Here is a 16,069-nt window from a genome sequence, read left to right as displayed (position 1 = left end):
TCTTACTTCCTCCCCATAAGAATTGCTGAACCAGAAAGCCCCATCCAGGTTGACTCCCATTTGTTCATAAACATTCCGCTTGTTGTATCTACAAGCTTCACTTCTTCGTATCCCATTTCCTTAAGCTTCTTCACAAACGACTGCATATCGCCGTATTTGGCCTTTGACATAATGTCATGGATTGCAAATGTGCCGCCCTTCTTTAATGTACGAAGTGTTTCCAGCAGTATTTCCTGTCTGTCGCCACTTGGAATATTGTGATACACGTAATTACTTGTCACTGCGTCAAAAGACTCATCCTCAAACGGCAATTTACATGCATCTCCCTGCATAAAAAAAGTATTGCTTACGCCTTCAGCTTTGGAATTGTTTTCACAAAGGCTTTTGCTAAATGACGCATATTCCTTGCCCCATCTGTCGATTCCGGTAAATGATGCCCCTGGATTTTTCTTTGCGCAAGCTATTGTTAGTGCTCCGCTTCCACATCCGACACCTAACCCTTTACCGCCATCAGGAAGCCTTACGTAAGATGCAACACCTTCGATGATCTGTTTGGACATCTGCCTCTTTCCGTTATAAGAAAAAGCCCTGTACATCAGATACATCCAAATTGTCATGATACAAAACATAACTGTAAGGATCAGAAACACAATTCCGATGACTCTTTTTGCGCTTCCTTCCGGTAATATCGGTGATATCCCCAGTGCAAGAAAAAGAACCAGCGAAACAAGTGCTGCGCATCCAAATCCCATTACCATGCCCTTTGGCATCCAATTTTTATAATCTGCTTTCATATACTCTTTCCTCCTCCAATCATATTTACCGACATTATAACTCTTAACGTTAGCTTGTGCTAACTTTTTTACAAAAAAATAAGGGCACTCCATGTGAGTACCCTTAAAGTCATGTTAGCTATGACTTTCACCAGTTTTCTTTCTTACAAAAAATCCAAACACATTTCTTACCAGTGGCCCGGCAATGAAAATCTGCCAGCAAAGTGCCATTGGGAAGTTCATAGCTGTGGTCTTAAGCCAGATGGCAACAAACTCAGCGCCGGCATCTTTAAAGAGGATTGTGGCAACCAGGCTCATAAGTGGGCACATGAGACATACTGACATGGAAGAGATAGCAAGGATCATCATGATCATAGGATCTTTTCCTGGTGTGACAAATCTGAAAGCCAGCTTCTGTGCAAGCTTTCCAACAAATAAAAGCTCTAAAACTATGGCGATTGGCCACATGATCAGCATTTCCTTAAATGCTGCAAGAAAAACAAAGTTCTGCATACCACCTACATTGAGGGCAATATTGTAGCAGATCATTGCATAGACCATGACGAAAGCCATGAAAATTGTGAAAATAACATCCTGAAATTTGTTCTGTGGTAACATACCTGGGGTTCTCCTTTCATTGTCCAGGGGAAGACCAAGGCGTGTTGTTCGTTATCACCACATAAGGTGTGCGTTTCCAATGATACCAGCCCGATATCTTCTGTATTTTGCGCGTCGATTTGTGATTATAGCAGATTTTTTTAAGGCATGTAATAGATAATTTTTAAATTATTCCTTCAACTGCTTTATTGATTTTCTCCACTTAACCATCTCATACATTTTCAATAAACTTCAAAATAAAGGCCTTAGTATAGCTTCCATAGGGCTGTTTTAGATGAATATCAAATCCATGCATGTCCATTACCTGCTTGGCAACTGACAGTCCCAGACCGCTTCCTGTATTTTTGGATCTTGAGTCATCTCCTTTTACAAAGGGCTCAAACAGCTCCTCTTCGCTTTTTTGGATCGCAACGCCGCTGTCTGCGATAGCAAAAAACTCAACGCCAGAGGCTCTTTTTATGATAAAACCAGCCTTCGTACCAGCCTCATTGTGCCTTATTATGTTGATTATCAGGTTCTCAATTACTCTCTTTAGATGCAGCTCATCTGCACTTATATAAAAACTCTCTTCAGGAATATCAATATCCACGCTGATCCCTGCATCTTCCAGGTCTGAGTAAAAGCCAGCTATTATCTCAGTAAGAAATGCATGAAGCTCAATATTTTTCCTTGCCAGTGCAAAGCCTTCGCTTCCTACCCTGACGTACTCAAAGAGCATGGTTATAAGCTCTGTCATTCTTTTGGATTTTGCTGCGATGGCTTCAAGATACTCTTTTTCCTGAGCATCATCTTTTACCATGCCATCTGTTATTGCTGATGCATAACCACCTATGGTCATGATGGGAGTCCTGAGGTCGTGGGCAAAGTCCGAGAGCATCAGGTTTCGTTTAGACTCATAGCTTTTACGCTCTTTTTCTCTTTCAAGTTCCAGCTGCTCCACCTGTTTTGTTACCAGCCCGGCATAGATCATGATCCCCGCAACGATTGGGATTGTAATGAGAAGCAGAGAAAAAAGGATCAGCGCAATAACTGCGGACGTTTCAAGGGCATTGTATACATACGCATTATTACCGGTGATTATGCCCCAAAAAACTCCAAGAATGCTACTGACAGACAGATCCGATGCTCCCGGCTTCCCCATAAGGTACCATATAAAGGGAAAAAGAATATAGTTTAGTATTGTACCAAGCAGCATCTCAACTGCAACTACTATGATCATGACCATGATCAGGCGTTTTATCAAAAAACCTTTTAATTTATCCATACTGTAGTATCCCAAAATTCACTCTTTTTCTATGCGATAGCCAAGGCCCCTGACAGTCTTGATATATGCTGAAGGGTCCTCACTGAGCTTGGATCTTAGCTTACTTATGGCAACCATGATGTTGTTATCAGCAACGACGTAGTTATCTCCCCAGGCACATTCATATATCTTTTCCTTGGTAAAGACCTTGCCCGGGTTTTCCATGAACAGCTCCATCATCTTAAGCTCTGTGGATGTAAGCTCGATCTTTTCATCTCCCCTGTAAAGGATACAGGCATCGGTGTCAAGTTTAAGGTCAAGAAGCTCTATTATCCTGCCAGACTCTGGCCCCATATCTCCTTTAAGTGCATGAAAGCGCCTTAGATTGGAACGCACTCTGGCTACGGCTTCAAGGGGATTGAAGGGCTTAACCATATAGTCATCAGCGCCAAGATCAAGTCCTAATATCTTGTCAGGATCAGTGTCCTTAGCGGATATGATGATAACCGGAATGTTGTTGTTTTTACGCATCTCCTTGAGCACGTGAAATCCATCCATTTCTGGCATCATAACGTCAAGCAGGCAGAGACTGATGTCTCCGCCTGCAAGGATCCTAAGGGCTTCCTGCCCATCGCCTGCTTCTTCTACGGCATATCCTTCATTTTCCAGATAAAGCCTTAATAAACTCCTGATTTCTGCCTCGTCATCTGCAATGAGGATCTTATCCATTAGTTTTCTCCTGTAATGTCTTAGATTAGTTGCCTGCTTCTTCTGAAAGATTGCCATATACAAGTCTTTCATAAAGGGCTGCTTCGGTCATGTTCTTATATGGTCCAACATAGAGCATTTCAAGAATTCTTGCTGTGAAAAGAGACAGGATATCCCATCCAATGAATGAAAGATCAAGTACGAAAGTCCTCCACTTCTGCCCCTTCATAAGCTCTTTACTTCTTGCAAATGCCTCATCCTTGGTCATCTCCGGGTTATCAGCCAGAAGATAAGGTATCAGGCGATATTCATAGCTCTTGATGATACCTGGAATGATAAAAAGTAAGCCCCAGAGAAGTATATAGATATCTCTCAAAAGAGTTGTCTTAACAATGTTGAGATAGTTGTTATCGAATGCGTAGGTTATCTCGCTAACGCTTGCTTTCTGGTTAAGATTCTTTAGGAAGAACCTTTTGCATCCTACTTCTATTGGATTGATAAGGAATGCGCTAACTGCAAGTACCACTGCGATTATCACTATACCGGCAAGACCGCCTATAACCGCTATGATAGGAGCCGCTTCCTTTGGAATATCAAAACCCATGGATAACTGAGCCTGTTCCAACGCTGTATCGACTTCTGACTGTGACGACTCTACAGATGTCTGAATTTCATTTTTGCCACTTCTTCCGCCGCCTACTCCTGAAACTGAACCAGCAGCTCCGCTAACCAGCACCAATAGGATAAAACTTACCAAAACAGTCTTCCAATAGTTAAATAGAAATGCTTTTTTACCTCTTGTTTTTAGTTCTTTTCTTGTCCACATACTTATTTCCTCCGTTTATGAATGTGCCGAATGTGTGCTTGTTTTCATTCGGTTTTGTTATCTTATGAACCAAGGATAACAAGCTAACCTTTCTGCCAAGCGAAAAGAACCTTAACATAACCTTAACACATCCTGAATTTATCCGGTATCCCAAAAAGAGATTTAGGAAGAATCCAGGCTCAGTCCTTTTTCAGCCTTTGCATGATTGTCTCAAGGGCCTGCTGGTGATAGTCTTTGTTTCTGTAGTTTGCCCACTTTGGCAGCTGTTTTTTTTGTTTGACCGCCTTCTCAATGTGGCCATAATAGTCAAGTTTCTTGAGGATATGCTCATAAGATTCGTAGCTTTCTGCAAACTCCTCAAGCATTATCTCGCTTCTGCGTCTTAGAAGGCGCATCATATCATCGATGCTCTTCTCTTCATTTTTCTCATATTCAAAGAAATCCTGTATCTCACTTATGGACATTCCGGCTTTTTTGAAGCAGTTTATGGCGCTCAGCCTTCCAACATGGGCATCAGAGTACACTCTACGGCCATTGTCAGTTCTTTCCACATTAGTTAAAAGACCTATCTCCTCATAATACCTTAAGGTAGACGCCGCAACGTCGAATTTTTCTGAGATCTGGGCGATTGTATAAGTCATTTTGGACCTCCAAAAATTTTTTGTTGACTTAAAGTGTACTTTAAGTATTATGCTTTGTAAAGAATCGAAAAAATGACATAATAAATATATATGTAAAGGGAGGTATACCATGTATACAGCTAATGAAAACAGATATGAAAATATGCAGTATAACCGCTGCGGAGCCAGTGGCCTTAAGCTCCCTGCTGTGTCTCTTGGACTTTGGCACAACTTTGGCGATACTGGAAATTTCGAGAACATGAAACAGATGTGTTTTACCGCTTTTGATAACGGTATAACTCACTTTGACCTTGCCAACAACTACGGCCCTGCAGAGGGAAGCGCCGAGGCAAACTTTGGCAAGATTTTAAAAGAGGACATGGCAGCCTACAGAGACGAGATGATAATCTCTACCAAGGCTGGATACTACATGTGGCCAGGGCCTTACGGCGACTGGGGAAGCAGAAAGTATCTCATCGCAAGCCTTGATCAGTCCCTTAAGAGAATGGGCCTTGAGTATGTAGATATCTTCTATCATCACAGACCAGATCCTGAGACTCCACTTGAAGAGACCATGGAAGCCCTTGCTCAGATTGTAAGGAGCGGAAAAGCGCTCTACGTCGGCATTTCCAACTACGACGGGCCTACTCTTGAGAAGGCAACCAAGATCTTAACTGATCTTCACGTTCCTTTCATCATCAATCAGAACCGCTACAACATCTTCGACAGAAAGATTGAGAAGAACGGTCTTAAGGAGAAGGCAAAAGAGCTTAATAAAGGCATTATCTGTTTCTCTCCTCTTGAACAGGGTCTTTTATCAGACAGATACCTTAAGGGAATCCCTGAGGACAGCAGAGTCCGCACAGATGGCAGATTCCTTCAGGAGAACAGGATAAACGAGGACGTTCTTGTAAAGGTAAGAGCTCTTAACGACATCGCTTCAAAGCGCGGTCAGACTCTTGCTGAAATGGCCCTTGCATGGATCTTAAAGGACGGCTATGTAACTTCAGTCCTTGTAGGAGCTTCCAGGCCCTCTCAGATCCTGGACAACATCAAGGCTATCGAGAACACTGCCTTTACAGAAGAAGAGCTCAGAGAAATCGATAAAATTTCCCTGAGCTGAGATTTCTTTTCATAAAAGATCAAAGAGGTCATCTCAACCAGATGGCCTCTTTTTTATCAGTTTAAACTTCGATCACTGTATAGGTATCTCTTGTCTTTTTTGACTCATAAAGAGCTTTGTCGGCAGTTGCGATCAGGTTGTTTACAAGGTCAGTTCCGTAAGCTCCGCCAAGACTCATGGTGAGCTGAACCTCCGGATGATCATCTAATTTAACCTTTTTAACCGCGCTTGTTAGCTGTGAGAGCTTTCGTTCAAGAACATCTTTGGTAATGTCAAAGAATACCATCATGAACTCATCACCGCCGTAACGGATCACCACATCATTTTTTCTGACTGACTTCGCCAAAACCTCAGCCACCTTCTGGATCGCCATATCTCCGCCTCTGTGGCCGATGGTGTCATTAATCTGCTTGAACAGATCAATATCTCCCATGACTACAGCATGACAGGGTTCATAGATAAGCTTCTCATCCAGGAACCTTCTGTTTCTTATCTTGGAAAGAGAATCGATATAGATCTCTGCTTCAAATTCCGATATCAGCTTCTGCTGCGCCAGAATCTGAAGCTTGGCATCTGTAGTATCAGCACAGCCATAAACAATATGTGCAAGACTACCATCTTCGTTGCGATCACCAACCATAAAGACACCGTTAAACCAGCGATGGGCGCCTTCACTGTAAAATTCCATGGTTGTGGAGCCATGGTCTTCAATGGCAGCCAGGATAGTATCCTTATTAAGCCAGTCATACAGGCTTTTGCGGAAGCTCTCTGCAACGGAAGAATCCACATTGTTCTTAAGGAACTGAAGAGCATCCGGATCCTTGGGAACTGCCTCTACAAACTCATTGGTACTGATCATTCGATAGCTCATGTCATTGACATCAATAAACATAGAGAAGTTGAAGACTTTACCGATGGCTTCGATAATCTTTAAGTATTCCTCAAGCTCCTGCTGAGCTGTGATATCGCGGTAACATCCCATGTAAATCTCTAATGATCCATCATCCTGACGTCTTATGAATCTTCCTGCTCCTGTAACCCAGATGATCTTGCCGTCTTTTCTCTGCATACGGTAAGTTGCGTGGGTGATATCAGGAAGCTCACGGTGCATCTTGACCGAATCCCAGAACAGCTTCACGATTCCGTCCCTCTCTTCAGGAACCAACGTCTTAACCCAGCTGTCAAATTCATTAGGAAGGTCCTCTAAGCCATCATAACCAAGCATCTGTCTGGTCTCATCGTTAAATTCAAAACTCGTCAGATTCTCGTCGCGGTCAAAGGTACAGAAATACATACCGGCTTTTAAGCCTTTAGCGAACATGTCCTCTCTAAACTTCGCAACTCGATATTTGTTGTTTGCCTCCTCAATCCTTCGGTTACACTCTTTTATAAGCTCCTGTTGATCCTCGGAATATTCAGAAACATCAAATAATGGCGTTAAATCCTTTATTTCAATACTATCTTCAGCAGCAAACTTTCCTACTCCTTCGTGCAGACTATCCGCTACCTTCTTTTTATCCATTTCATCTCCTTAAAGTGATGTTAATATGTGCATTAATATTGTATACCTAAATATTAAATATCGTTAACTTTAATTCAATGATATTATAAATTTCCCAAATATTTAATACACTTTTTAGAATATATAGTGTATAGTTAAATTACAAAATACAATATATAGTATTTATTTAAAAAGATCTTTTGCGTGCCATTTTGCATGCCTCCATAACAAGGGCGATGCTTCGTGTATCATATATACGCCCAAGCATCGCCCCTCCTTTCCTTTTTCAGGTAGTTATTCCTTTTGTTTCTAAAAACCTTTGTATCTTCTCATATCTGTCATTAATTGCGTGGTGAGCAGGGCCCGGGATCCAGCTTCCCTTGTGATGATGAACGCTGTAGCTATGTTCCGTGTTGTAGATGATACCGGTGTCAAAGCTCTTTCCCGTAAGGACCTCAAAGGGATAAATAGTTATGTCTCCTACAGTCTGGAAACTACCATCCTTTTTAAGGCCGTGTTTTTCAATGACTTTGGTGTATCGCACAGGACAGGTGGAGTTATCCCAGGTCCCGTCAGCCTTTAGATATGGCCTCTTTTCATAGCTCTCACAGATTTCCTCAATGATCTGATTTCCGGAAGCGGCCCCCATTCCAGAGCCACATTCTATGCGCTCCAAGGACTCAAAGCTCATATAGGCATCGTTATAGAGAAGATCATCGATGGGGCGAAGCAGCTCCACGTCAAGGTCCATGTAGATCCCGCCAAACCTGCGCAAAATGTCTGCTCTTGCGTAATCAGAGGCAAAAGACCAGTTCTTATGCCCTATTGCCTGATCAAAAAACAGGCATTTCCCAGGCTTATAAGTTTCAAGGTTCCAGATCTTTATCTCGAAATCGCCGGCATACTTTTTCCAGGAATCAAGGCATTTCTGGTACAGAGAGGGCATAGGGTCCCCAGAGAACCAAAAACTGTGAATGATCCTGGGGATTACCGGCTTATCATGCTTTCTATAGTTTACCGGCGGCTTTTTTGCCGATAAAAGCTGCATATCTTCATATAAAGCCTCAATGAAGATCGAAGGAACCGCCTCAAATGCTGACAATCTGGCATCTGCGCGCAGCTGAGAAAGAATCTCCTCATATCCCGTGACAGCAATCAGAATGACTGTGCAGCCGGGGTCCATGGCAGCCAGGTTCTCTTTTCCTATTATGCGAAAAGACCTACCGGCAAATTCAATGTCTTTTGCCAATTTACCATCCACAAATCCCTTCAGGTTATCAATAAGGCCACTCTTTTCTAAAAATGGCAAAGTGATATTGCGAAAGTGCTTGCCACTTCCATAGCAGATAATGTCTTTTGTTTTTAGCTCTTCAAAATACTCTTTTATCGTCATTCGCCAAATATCTTTTTGCTGATTTCATTGTACTTATCTTCTGCTATCTCTTCGTCATTGTAGAAGTAGGTGCGGTTTCCAGCATCGTCCTCATACCAGTACAGGTTCATGGAATCCGTGATCTCAAGATTGCCATTAAATTTGTACAGCTGGTATATGCAGCGCCCCTCGTGAAGGGTATCCTGATAAACGATCCAGGTTGCGTTATCGTAAGTTATGTACCTGCAGACAGTTGTGGTGTCAGTACCTTCAGCAAAGGCAACAACCTTTCCATCCTTGCAATCAAGGCACATTATGCCGTAAATCGTGTCAATTATGTACTCTGGCTCTCCGTCGTTATCAACGTCCATGGGGTCAAGGACTTTCTGATAGTCGTTCATGTCATCTAAAGACCATCCCCATTCTCTGGTGTCGAAACACCCTGTGTTACCATCAATATCCTTAAACTCTGCCTGGATCTCGCCTGCGCAGAATGCGTCAAACAGCTGCTGCGGAGTCATTTTACCAAGCTCTTCCTCTGTATACTTTGACACAAAAGGCTCTTTTTCTGCGGCAAAGTCCTCTGTCACATCAACAAGGACACCATCTTTTACCCTGTACATGTAGCAGAACGGCGTTTCATCAAAAACATCATATCCGTCAAGGAAAAAGCATTTTTCGCCGCCTACGTTCTTAAACTCTTCCTCTAAATAGTAGGTGACATTTGGACTGTACCAGCCAAAGATCTGGTCTACCTTAAGCTCTTCGTTTACAAACCACACGTTTTTTGAAAACCAGCGGGAATCATCTGTTTCATCAAGGTGTCCCCTAAGAACAAAGGCCTCATTCATGCCATTTCCGTCAAAATCTACGAGATAGTAGGCAAACTCACCCTCCTGCATCTCCTCTGTAGCTGCTGCAAATTCGTAAACAGCGTCAGTATATTCGTTCTCGCCAACAGTCAGCTTAACGATCCCTTCGACGGGCTCTTCCTCTATCGCCTCCTCTTTGTTGGCATTTTCTTCGCTTTCCACAGCTTCTACAACTGGGCTTTCTTCTATCGCACTTTCCAAAGGCTCCTCTGCCGCCTTCTTGCCGCAGCCGGATAATGCCAGGACAGTGCATGCTCCCGCTAGCATAAATAGTAGTCTCTTTTTCATAATATCTTTCCTCCAACAAAAAACCTACAGCAGTAAAACCGCTGTAGGTATATTATAGCCTTATTTTCTATTTTTTCTTCACATTATTTGATGACAGGCTCGATTCTCTTGGAAATTACTACAGCCAACGCCAGTTTAAGAAGGTCTGGGATGATAAATGGGAATACGCACCATCCAAGTACTGTAACAAGTCCGATCTCGCCGCTGTTTTTGATGTAAACACTCATGAACCACGCTGTCCCAAAGGCATAACACACTGCAAGTCCAAGAACCAACGCGATTATCTTAACTACGATCTTCTTACTGAAGAACTTTGTAAAGATGATGTATATGATACCTGTGAATAAAAATCCGATGATATATCCGCCCGTACTTCCTAAAAGAACTCCAATTCCTCCAGAAAATCCTGCAAAAACAGGAACTCCAACCGCTCCAAGAAGCACATATACCAGGGTTGCAAGAGTTCCTCTCTCTCCTCCCAAAGAAAGCAGAACAAAGAACACTGCAAATGTCTGAAGTGTAAATGGAACCGCTGTTGGTATGCTGATCCAGGAACAGATTGCAATAAGCGCTGCTCCAATGGAAATGTATACCAGATCCAGTACCTTGGTATTATCTCTTGTCTTAGCTACGTCTGCACTACTCATGATGTCTTTTCCTCCAACAATTAAGTTTGAACACTTATCTGAAGGTATCACATCAAAAATAGATTGTCAACCCAAATCATTTATCAGGGTGACAATCCAATATCTTCTCAATCACCCTTGCTATAAGAGCATTCTTGGTAATCGTGGCCTTTCCAGTAGGAAACAGGCTTGAAGCTCTTTCATTTACATCCTCAGGGAAGCTGTCTATATCTGAATCAAAGTTGATTCCAATTCCAGCAACTATCCACTGCAGGGTATTGCTGTCAAACTCGCTTCCAGACTCAAGCAGGATCCCGCATATCTTTTTCCCGTCCACATACAGGTCGTTGATTCCGTCAATATACGGCTCTATGCCGCACAGCTCCTTGATGGCGCCAATCACTGCGTTTCCAACAAAAGAGGTAACGGCTTTGCTGTCAGTACTAAAGAGCTTCGAAGGATCAAGGACAATGCTCATATAGAGCCCTCCTTCAGGAGAAAAGAATGAATGATCCTTCCTGCCTCGTCCTCCAGTCTGGGCCTTCGCAACGACAACGGTTCCGTGAGATGCGCCTTCCATAGCAAGCTCTTTTGCCCTGTCACTGGTGGATTTAAGGCTCTCATACACCATGATCTGCGCCACCTCAAAGTCCGATGGCAGACAGGCTTTTATCCCCTCTGCGGAGATAATGTCATTATTTTCCGTCAGTTTGTAGCCCTTGTTGCTGACAGCCTCAATAACATAGCCCTTTTCCCGAAGGTCTTTTATCGCCTTCCAGACTGCGTTTCTTGAAACACTGCACTGCCCGGCCATCTCCTCTCCGGATATATAAGCGTCTTTATTAGATTCAAGTATAAAAAGTACTTTTTCAGATGTAGTCATATATATATAATACAGTGGGGAGAGAGATTTTAACATGAAAAAAGTTCTTAAATGGATTTTTATAGTCATACTGGCCATTATTGTGATTTTTGCTGCTGTGACAACCTTCGACGTACTCACAAAACGGAAAGAGCGAAAAGCCGCAGAAGCCAATGCTATCGGATATATTGAAAAGAAATATGGCTTTACTCCTACGATTGTTGACAGCCAAAAATACTACGATACGAATTTCAATTTCGACATAGTGATCAGTTATTCGAAAAAAGCCACGGATTATTACCGGGTTAATATGGAGCACAACGATAAGTGCTTCACAGTCTATTCACCCTATACGGGCGATTCAATTGGAACCATAGACAACTACCAAAATGACGAGATTGATACTGCCATAGGTAATAAAGTGTCTGAATTCCTCGGAAAAGACAGTAGCTGCTTTTTGGAAACCACCATATATGCCAACAGAGGCCTTGGAACCTCCACATTCTTTGATGGAAGCAACCTAAAAGAAATGCTCTCAGAATATGAGTATTCAAGAGTCATGGTCCACACAGCCGGCTTGGATGCCGCGTCTATAGACATAAACAAGCTCAAGGAATCCATTGGCTGCACGCAGCTCTACATATTAGACTACACCTCTGCCGAAGTGTACAACGAGACAAAAGAATTCTACCTTATGGAGACAGCCCAGGCCTCGACCTGGGGAAAAGATCCCAAGGACTGCGTTCTTCTGCTTCCATTTATAGATGAATGCTACTATGTACGATACGGCGAAGAGCCCTTTTATATCAAAAGCTGCCTTAAATCAGTTGATGGCATCCTCTATGGCACATATAAAGATCTGGATATCACTGCATCCCGCTGCGATAAGAGTTTTCCTCTAACTAACTGGGATCGGTCCAACTCGGTAGATAACAATTACAGGCAAAAGACAAACTTCTACGAGTTAAACTCTGGCGCTAACGTAGTCTATATTTATGTCCCTTACGGTGATTTTGGCATGGAAAACCGCTACAAAGCAGGTTGTTTTGTAGCAAAAGAGTATGAATCAGGCAAAACCAGCTACAAAAGATCAGATTTTTACTCAATCTTTGGGGTAATAAGCAAAACCTATCCCTACTCAGTTTTTAAAGTTTACATTAAGGACATAGGATCTGATGTAAGACCTAAAAATGTATACTTCACAATAACAGGGACAGATCAATGATCTGTCCCTCATAAACCCGTTCTTGTTAAGGATCCTCCTCTAAAGTTTCTCTCATAGTAAATTCTGTGTCTTCGTCGATAATGCCCAGCATCACTTTTCCAAATTTTGGATCAAACTGCGTTCCAAGACCTTTTTCAATCTCTGAACGGACCTTCTCCTGACTCATGGCGCCGCGGTAGCTCCTTGAGCTTGTCATGGCATCGTAAGCATCCGCCACAGCTATGATCCTTGCCTCTTCAGGAATCTCTTCTCCAGCAAGACCATCAGGATATCCCTTGCCATCATAGCGCTCATGGTGCCACCTTGCGCCTGTGGCAAGCCTTGGATTCTGTTTTATGCTCTCTAATATCTTGCCTCCGATAACAGGATGGGTCTTGATTATGGCAAACTCTTCATCTGTAAGCCTGTCAGGCTTGTTGATAACCCCATCTGGCACACCGATCTTACCTACGTCATGGAGTAGTCCCATCATATAGAGCTCATTTTGCTCATTCTCAGGAAATCCCAGCTTTTCTGCGATCATTTTGGAGTACTTGGCAACTCTGGATGAATGGCCGTTGGTGTAAGCGTCTTTTGCATCTATGGCCTCAGCCAGGGCGCTTACCACCTCCATGTTCAGCTCTTCCACCTTCTGGTTGTTGTGCTGCTCGATCCTGTAACCAAAATAGTAGAAGAAAGAAATGAGCAGGAAGATTATCAGAGATACCAGTATATTTACCGCAAGCTGCGAGTGAACCGTCTCAAGAAGTTCTTCATTGCTGACAGCGATCATCACAACCCATTTTTCCATAAGGGCGTGGACGAAAAGAGTGTACTTCTCGCCGTCGATATCTGCATCAAACTGGCCCTTTGCAAAGCTTACCATTCCCCTATGGAAAACATCATCAGCCTTGCCCCCCAGCTTATCCCTGTCCTTGTGGGCAATGATAAATCCGTCCTCGTCAAGGACCATTCCATAACCTTTTCCGACAACATTTACATTCTCAGTTATTTCCTGGATATAGTTCACCATCACGTCAAGGCACACAACTCCCCTTGGAACCGATGATCCATCTCTTTTACTGAGGCTTTTTGCAAAAGTTACGACTATCTCACCTGTCTGAGCATCCATGTAGGGAGAGACTATGGCAATATCTCCACCTGCCTCAAGGGCCTGTTCATACCAGTCCCTACTTTCAGGATCGTAGTCATCAGGCGGGATCCAACCCGAGCCATCCATGTAAACTCCATCAACATATGCGTAAATACCGGTAAAATTCTTATCAAACTGTTTGGATTGTATATTGGTCTGGGTAACAAGATAATCATAGATCTCTTCTGAAGAAGCTCCATTTTGGCTCATTATATCCACAGAATCTGCTACAACCCTCAAGGTGGTCTTGGCAACCGTGATGTAGTTTTCCAGTTCAGCCGCAGTTGACCTCACAGCACCTTTAGCATCTTCGTTGATCTCTGAAACTGTAGCATTGTAAAGAAGCTTGGTGTTGTATATCACAACAAAAAGCATGAGAGAAAAAGTGATGATAATGGTAAAGATAAAGCTGAACCTGCTGCGCCTTGAGGCGTCCATGTTCATTCTTGTAGCCAGAATCTTTACATAATGATTGTCTATAGCATATACCAGAAGCATCACCAGCAGACACAAAACCACTGATATGACAAAGAGCATTACAACAATCCTGTCTGAAGCGGTGGTTCCAATCTGCATAGTGAGCATGGAGTTTTTAATCACTGTGGCCAGTATATAACCTCCAATAGAGGCTCCACCTATCAGAACTGATACGATAGCTTCAAATAACATCTGATATCTAAACTCAGACAGTTCGCCAGTAAAGCTGACATTAGAGGCTTTCCCAAGAGTTTTTTCCGCTGCCCAGGCAAACATAACGATCAGTATAGAGCGGACTATAGTCAGATAAAAATAGGGATCCAACAAATCATTCTCAAAGGTAAAGCACGAAGCCGTCCACATGCCATACTCTGTGAGCAAAAACAGAAGCACAACAACAGCAAAATATGGAAATTTCTGCCCTTTTGCCTTGTTCACACGATAATACATGATCTCCTGCATGCACAGGATCATGATGATTGTAGTAATACTTACCTGCCATATATTGTTTAATAAACCACCATACTGGATATACAGAAAGAATTGCACGATATTCGTAAGAATGGGCCATAGCATCAGAGGGTGAAAAAAGTCTTTTTCACTGTCAGAGCTGGTCTTTAGAACAGCGACCATAAGAAGCAGGTATCCGACATTCCAGCCAAAATAGGCCAGGAATTCTGATACCTCCGGATATGTATTCATTACAAGTGAATAAACAGTCCAGTAGTAATCACTTAGGAAATTCGCTAAAAAAAACGTTATCAGCAGCAAATACCAACGCTTTGGAGACTTGATATATTTAAAAAGAACACCCAGAAGTCCAAGGCATGTAGCCGCAAGCGTGATCACGTTTTCAAAATCGTCAAGGGTCATTGAGGTCTCCTCACAGTAACAATTAGGCGATATCTTTCATTCATTATACCAATTATTTTGTACCGAAGGTATAAAAAAGAGCTGGCATTACTTCCAGCTCTTTTCACGCTCGTTTCTTTCATCTTCTGTTTCCCAGTCCGGAATGGGGATTTCCTGGTGGAGTCTGTCCAAAATAGTATCAAGCCCCTCCGGCTTGTGATAAAAGAAGCCCTGACCAAGTTCGCACCCTGCGCTTAACAGGAACTGTCTCTGCTCCTCGGTTTCCATTCCTTCGCACAATGTGTGTATGCCCAGCTTGTGGGCAACATCTATCATAGCCTTTAGGATTTCACGGTTTGCACCCTTATGATCATCAAGATGCAGCAGAAGCTCCATGTCAAACTTAATAAGGTCAATATCGAATTTACTGAAAACATTGAGGGATGAGTAGCCGCTTCCAAAATCATCGATCCAAAGCTTATAGCCATTTTCCCTGATCTTACCCAGCTGTTCGTTGAATTTATCAGTAGCTGTGGCCATCCCCTGCTCCGTGATCTCAATGATAAAATAGCTCTTGTCTATGCCATACTGTTCAATATTGTACTCGTCGTAGATCCTGTTGATCTCACCAACAACATCGATATAATCAAAGTCCTGCCTTGAGAAATTAATGGAAACTGGCAGAAGCGGAAGTCCTTCATCATAGCGTATCTTTATCTCTTTACATACAGTTTCAAATATATACAGATCCAGCTCGTACATAAGATGATATTTTTCAAGCGTAGGTATGAAATCATCCGGAGTTATCATTCCCTTTTCAGGGTCGATCCACCTTGCAAGAGCTTCAAATCCCATTCCATTGCCGCTTTCAATGCGCAAAAAGCACTGGTAAAAGACCTTGATCCAGCCATTTTCCTTAGCTTTGCCAAAGCTTTCAACTATATACCTCTG

General features: G+C 42.7%; 15 protein-coding genes. 2 read left to right on the top strand and 13 right to left on the bottom strand.

Annotated elements, in window-relative coordinates; all coding sequences use genetic code 11:
* Positions 1-2: 2 nt before the first annotated feature.
* The 6 genes from J6I68_RS03280 to J6I68_RS03255 form a co-directional block, all read right to left on the bottom strand.
* Positions 3-794, bottom strand: coding sequence for a class I SAM-dependent methyltransferase (locus J6I68_RS03280; RefSeq protein ID WP_292217379.1), 792 nt, complete (start codon positions 792-794; stop codon positions 3-5).
* 114 nt (positions 795-908) lie between these two features.
* Positions 909-1,391, bottom strand: coding sequence for a DUF2798 domain-containing protein (locus J6I68_RS03275; protein WP_292217377.1), 483 nt, complete (start codon positions 1,389-1,391; stop codon positions 909-911).
* A gap of 211 nt (positions 1,392-1,602) precedes the next feature.
* Complete coding sequence (locus J6I68_RS03270) at positions 1,603-2,655, bottom strand: sensor histidine kinase (protein WP_292217375.1); 1,053 nt, start codon at positions 2,653-2,655, stop codon at positions 1,603-1,605.
* Between the two features lie 18 nt (positions 2,656-2,673).
* Positions 2,674-3,363 (bottom strand): response regulator transcription factor, encoded by a 690-nt coding sequence (locus tag J6I68_RS03265; RefSeq protein WP_292217373.1) that lies wholly within the window; start codon positions 3,361-3,363, stop codon positions 2,674-2,676.
* A 25-nt stretch (positions 3,364-3,388) separates the two neighbouring features.
* The gene (locus J6I68_RS03260) at positions 3,389-4,168 is read right to left on the bottom strand and encodes a DUF975 family protein (protein WP_292217370.1); all 780 of its coding nucleotides are present in this window, start codon (positions 4,166-4,168) and stop codon (positions 3,389-3,391) included.
* Positions 4,169-4,347: 179 nt separating this feature from the next.
* Entirely contained in the window at positions 4,348-4,809 is a 462-nt protein-coding gene (locus tag J6I68_RS03255) for a MerR family transcriptional regulator (protein WP_292217367.1), read from the bottom strand.
* A gap of 109 nt (positions 4,810-4,918) precedes the next feature.
* On the opposite strand from J6I68_RS03255, the gene J6I68_RS03250 reads away from it, so the two are divergent.
* Positions 4,919-5,911, top strand: a complete 993-nt coding sequence (locus tag J6I68_RS03250; RefSeq protein WP_292217363.1) for an aldo/keto reductase — start codon at positions 4,919-4,921, stop codon at positions 5,909-5,911.
* Positions 5,912-5,972: 61 nt separating this feature from the next.
* Here J6I68_RS03250 and J6I68_RS03245 read toward each other — a convergent pair whose 3' ends face one another.
* The 5 genes from J6I68_RS03245 to J6I68_RS03225 form a co-directional block, all read right to left on the bottom strand.
* On the bottom strand, positions 5,973-7,433 hold the full coding sequence (locus J6I68_RS03245; RefSeq protein ID WP_292217361.1) for a sensor domain-containing diguanylate cyclase: 1,461 nt from the start codon (positions 7,431-7,433) through the stop codon (positions 5,973-5,975).
* Between the two features lie 265 nt (positions 7,434-7,698).
* On the bottom strand, positions 7,699-8,805 hold the full coding sequence (locus tag J6I68_RS03240; protein ID WP_292217358.1) for a glycosyltransferase family 32 protein: 1,107 nt from the start codon (positions 8,803-8,805) through the stop codon (positions 7,699-7,701).
* Positions 8,802-9,944 (bottom strand): hypothetical protein, encoded by a 1,143-nt coding sequence (locus J6I68_RS03235; protein WP_292217356.1) that lies wholly within the window; start codon positions 9,942-9,944, stop codon positions 8,802-8,804. The genes J6I68_RS03240 and J6I68_RS03235 overlap by 4 nt, the downstream gene beginning before the upstream one ends.
* Before the next feature lie 83 nt (positions 9,945-10,027).
* On the bottom strand, positions 10,028-10,591 hold the full coding sequence (locus tag J6I68_RS03230; RefSeq protein WP_292217353.1) for a biotin transporter BioY: 564 nt from the start codon (positions 10,589-10,591) through the stop codon (positions 10,028-10,030).
* 76 nt (positions 10,592-10,667) lie between these two features.
* Positions 10,668-11,453, bottom strand: coding sequence for a biotin--[acetyl-CoA-carboxylase] ligase (locus J6I68_RS03225; protein WP_292217350.1), 786 nt, complete (start codon positions 11,451-11,453; stop codon positions 10,668-10,670).
* 34 nt (positions 11,454-11,487) lie between these two features.
* Between J6I68_RS03225 and J6I68_RS03220 the strand changes: the two genes are divergently transcribed.
* Complete coding sequence (locus J6I68_RS03220; protein ID WP_292217348.1) at positions 11,488-12,657, top strand: hypothetical protein; 1,170 nt, start codon at positions 11,488-11,490, stop codon at positions 12,655-12,657.
* 25 nt (positions 12,658-12,682) lie between these two features.
* Here J6I68_RS03220 and J6I68_RS03215 read toward each other — a convergent pair whose 3' ends face one another.
* Both J6I68_RS03215 and J6I68_RS03210 read right to left on the bottom strand, forming a co-directional pair.
* Positions 12,683-15,139 carry an HD domain-containing phosphohydrolase gene (locus J6I68_RS03215; RefSeq protein ID WP_292217346.1) on the bottom strand — a complete coding sequence of 819 codons (2,457 nt, stop codon included), beginning with the start codon at positions 15,137-15,139 and terminating at the stop codon, positions 12,683-12,685.
* An 87-nt stretch (positions 15,140-15,226) separates the two neighbouring features.
* The coding region (locus J6I68_RS03210; RefSeq protein ID WP_292217344.1) for an EAL domain-containing protein at positions 15,227-16,069 on the bottom strand (843 nt) is incomplete at its 5' end.

Origin of the sequence: Butyrivibrio sp. (assembly GCF_017940685.1) — a bacterium.
Lineage (GTDB): Bacteria > Bacillota > Clostridia > Lachnospirales > Lachnospiraceae > Butyrivibrio.
Note: the sequence above shows the minus strand (reverse complement) of the source record. Positions and strands in the feature narration are given on the sequence as shown.

Coding starts and splice junctions, on each gene's coding strand:
- J6I68_RS03215 (WP_292217346.1), bottom strand. CDS start 15,139: ATGACCCTTGACGATTTTGAAAACGTGATCACGCTTGCGGCTACATGC.
- J6I68_RS03280 (WP_292217379.1), bottom strand. CDS start 794: ATGAAAGCAGATTATAAAAATTGGATGCCAAAGGGCATGGTAATGGGA.
- J6I68_RS03235 (WP_292217356.1), bottom strand. CDS start 9,944: ATGAAAAAGAGACTACTATTTATGCTAGCGGGAGCATGCACTGTCCTG.
- J6I68_RS03225 (WP_292217350.1), bottom strand. CDS start 11,453: ATGACTACATCTGAAAAAGTACTTTTTATACTTGAATCTAATAAAGAC.
- J6I68_RS03250 (WP_292217363.1), top strand. CDS start 4,919: ATGTATACAGCTAATGAAAACAGATATGAAAATATGCAGTATAACCGC.
- J6I68_RS03240 (WP_292217358.1), bottom strand. CDS start 8,805: ATGACGATAAAAGAGTATTTTGAAGAGCTAAAAACAAAAGACATTATC.
- J6I68_RS03230 (WP_292217353.1), bottom strand. CDS start 10,591: ATGAGTAGTGCAGACGTAGCTAAGACAAGAGATAATACCAAGGTACTG.
- J6I68_RS03255 (WP_292217367.1), bottom strand. CDS start 4,809: ATGACTTATACAATCGCCCAGATCTCAGAAAAATTCGACGTTGCGGCG.
- J6I68_RS03265 (WP_292217373.1), bottom strand. CDS start 3,363: ATGGATAAGATCCTCATTGCAGATGACGAGGCAGAAATCAGGAGTTTA.
- J6I68_RS03270 (WP_292217375.1), bottom strand. CDS start 2,655: ATGGATAAATTAAAAGGTTTTTTGATAAAACGCCTGATCATGGTCATG.
- J6I68_RS03260 (WP_292217370.1), bottom strand. CDS start 4,168: ATGTGGACAAGAAAAGAACTAAAAACAAGAGGTAAAAAAGCATTTCTA.
- J6I68_RS03245 (WP_292217361.1), bottom strand. CDS start 7,433: ATGGATAAAAAGAAGGTAGCGGATAGTCTGCACGAAGGAGTAGGAAAG.
- J6I68_RS03275 (WP_292217377.1), bottom strand. CDS start 1,391: ATGTTACCACAGAACAAATTTCAGGATGTTATTTTCACAATTTTCATG.
- J6I68_RS03220 (WP_292217348.1), top strand. CDS start 11,488: ATGAAAAAAGTTCTTAAATGGATTTTTATAGTCATACTGGCCATTATT.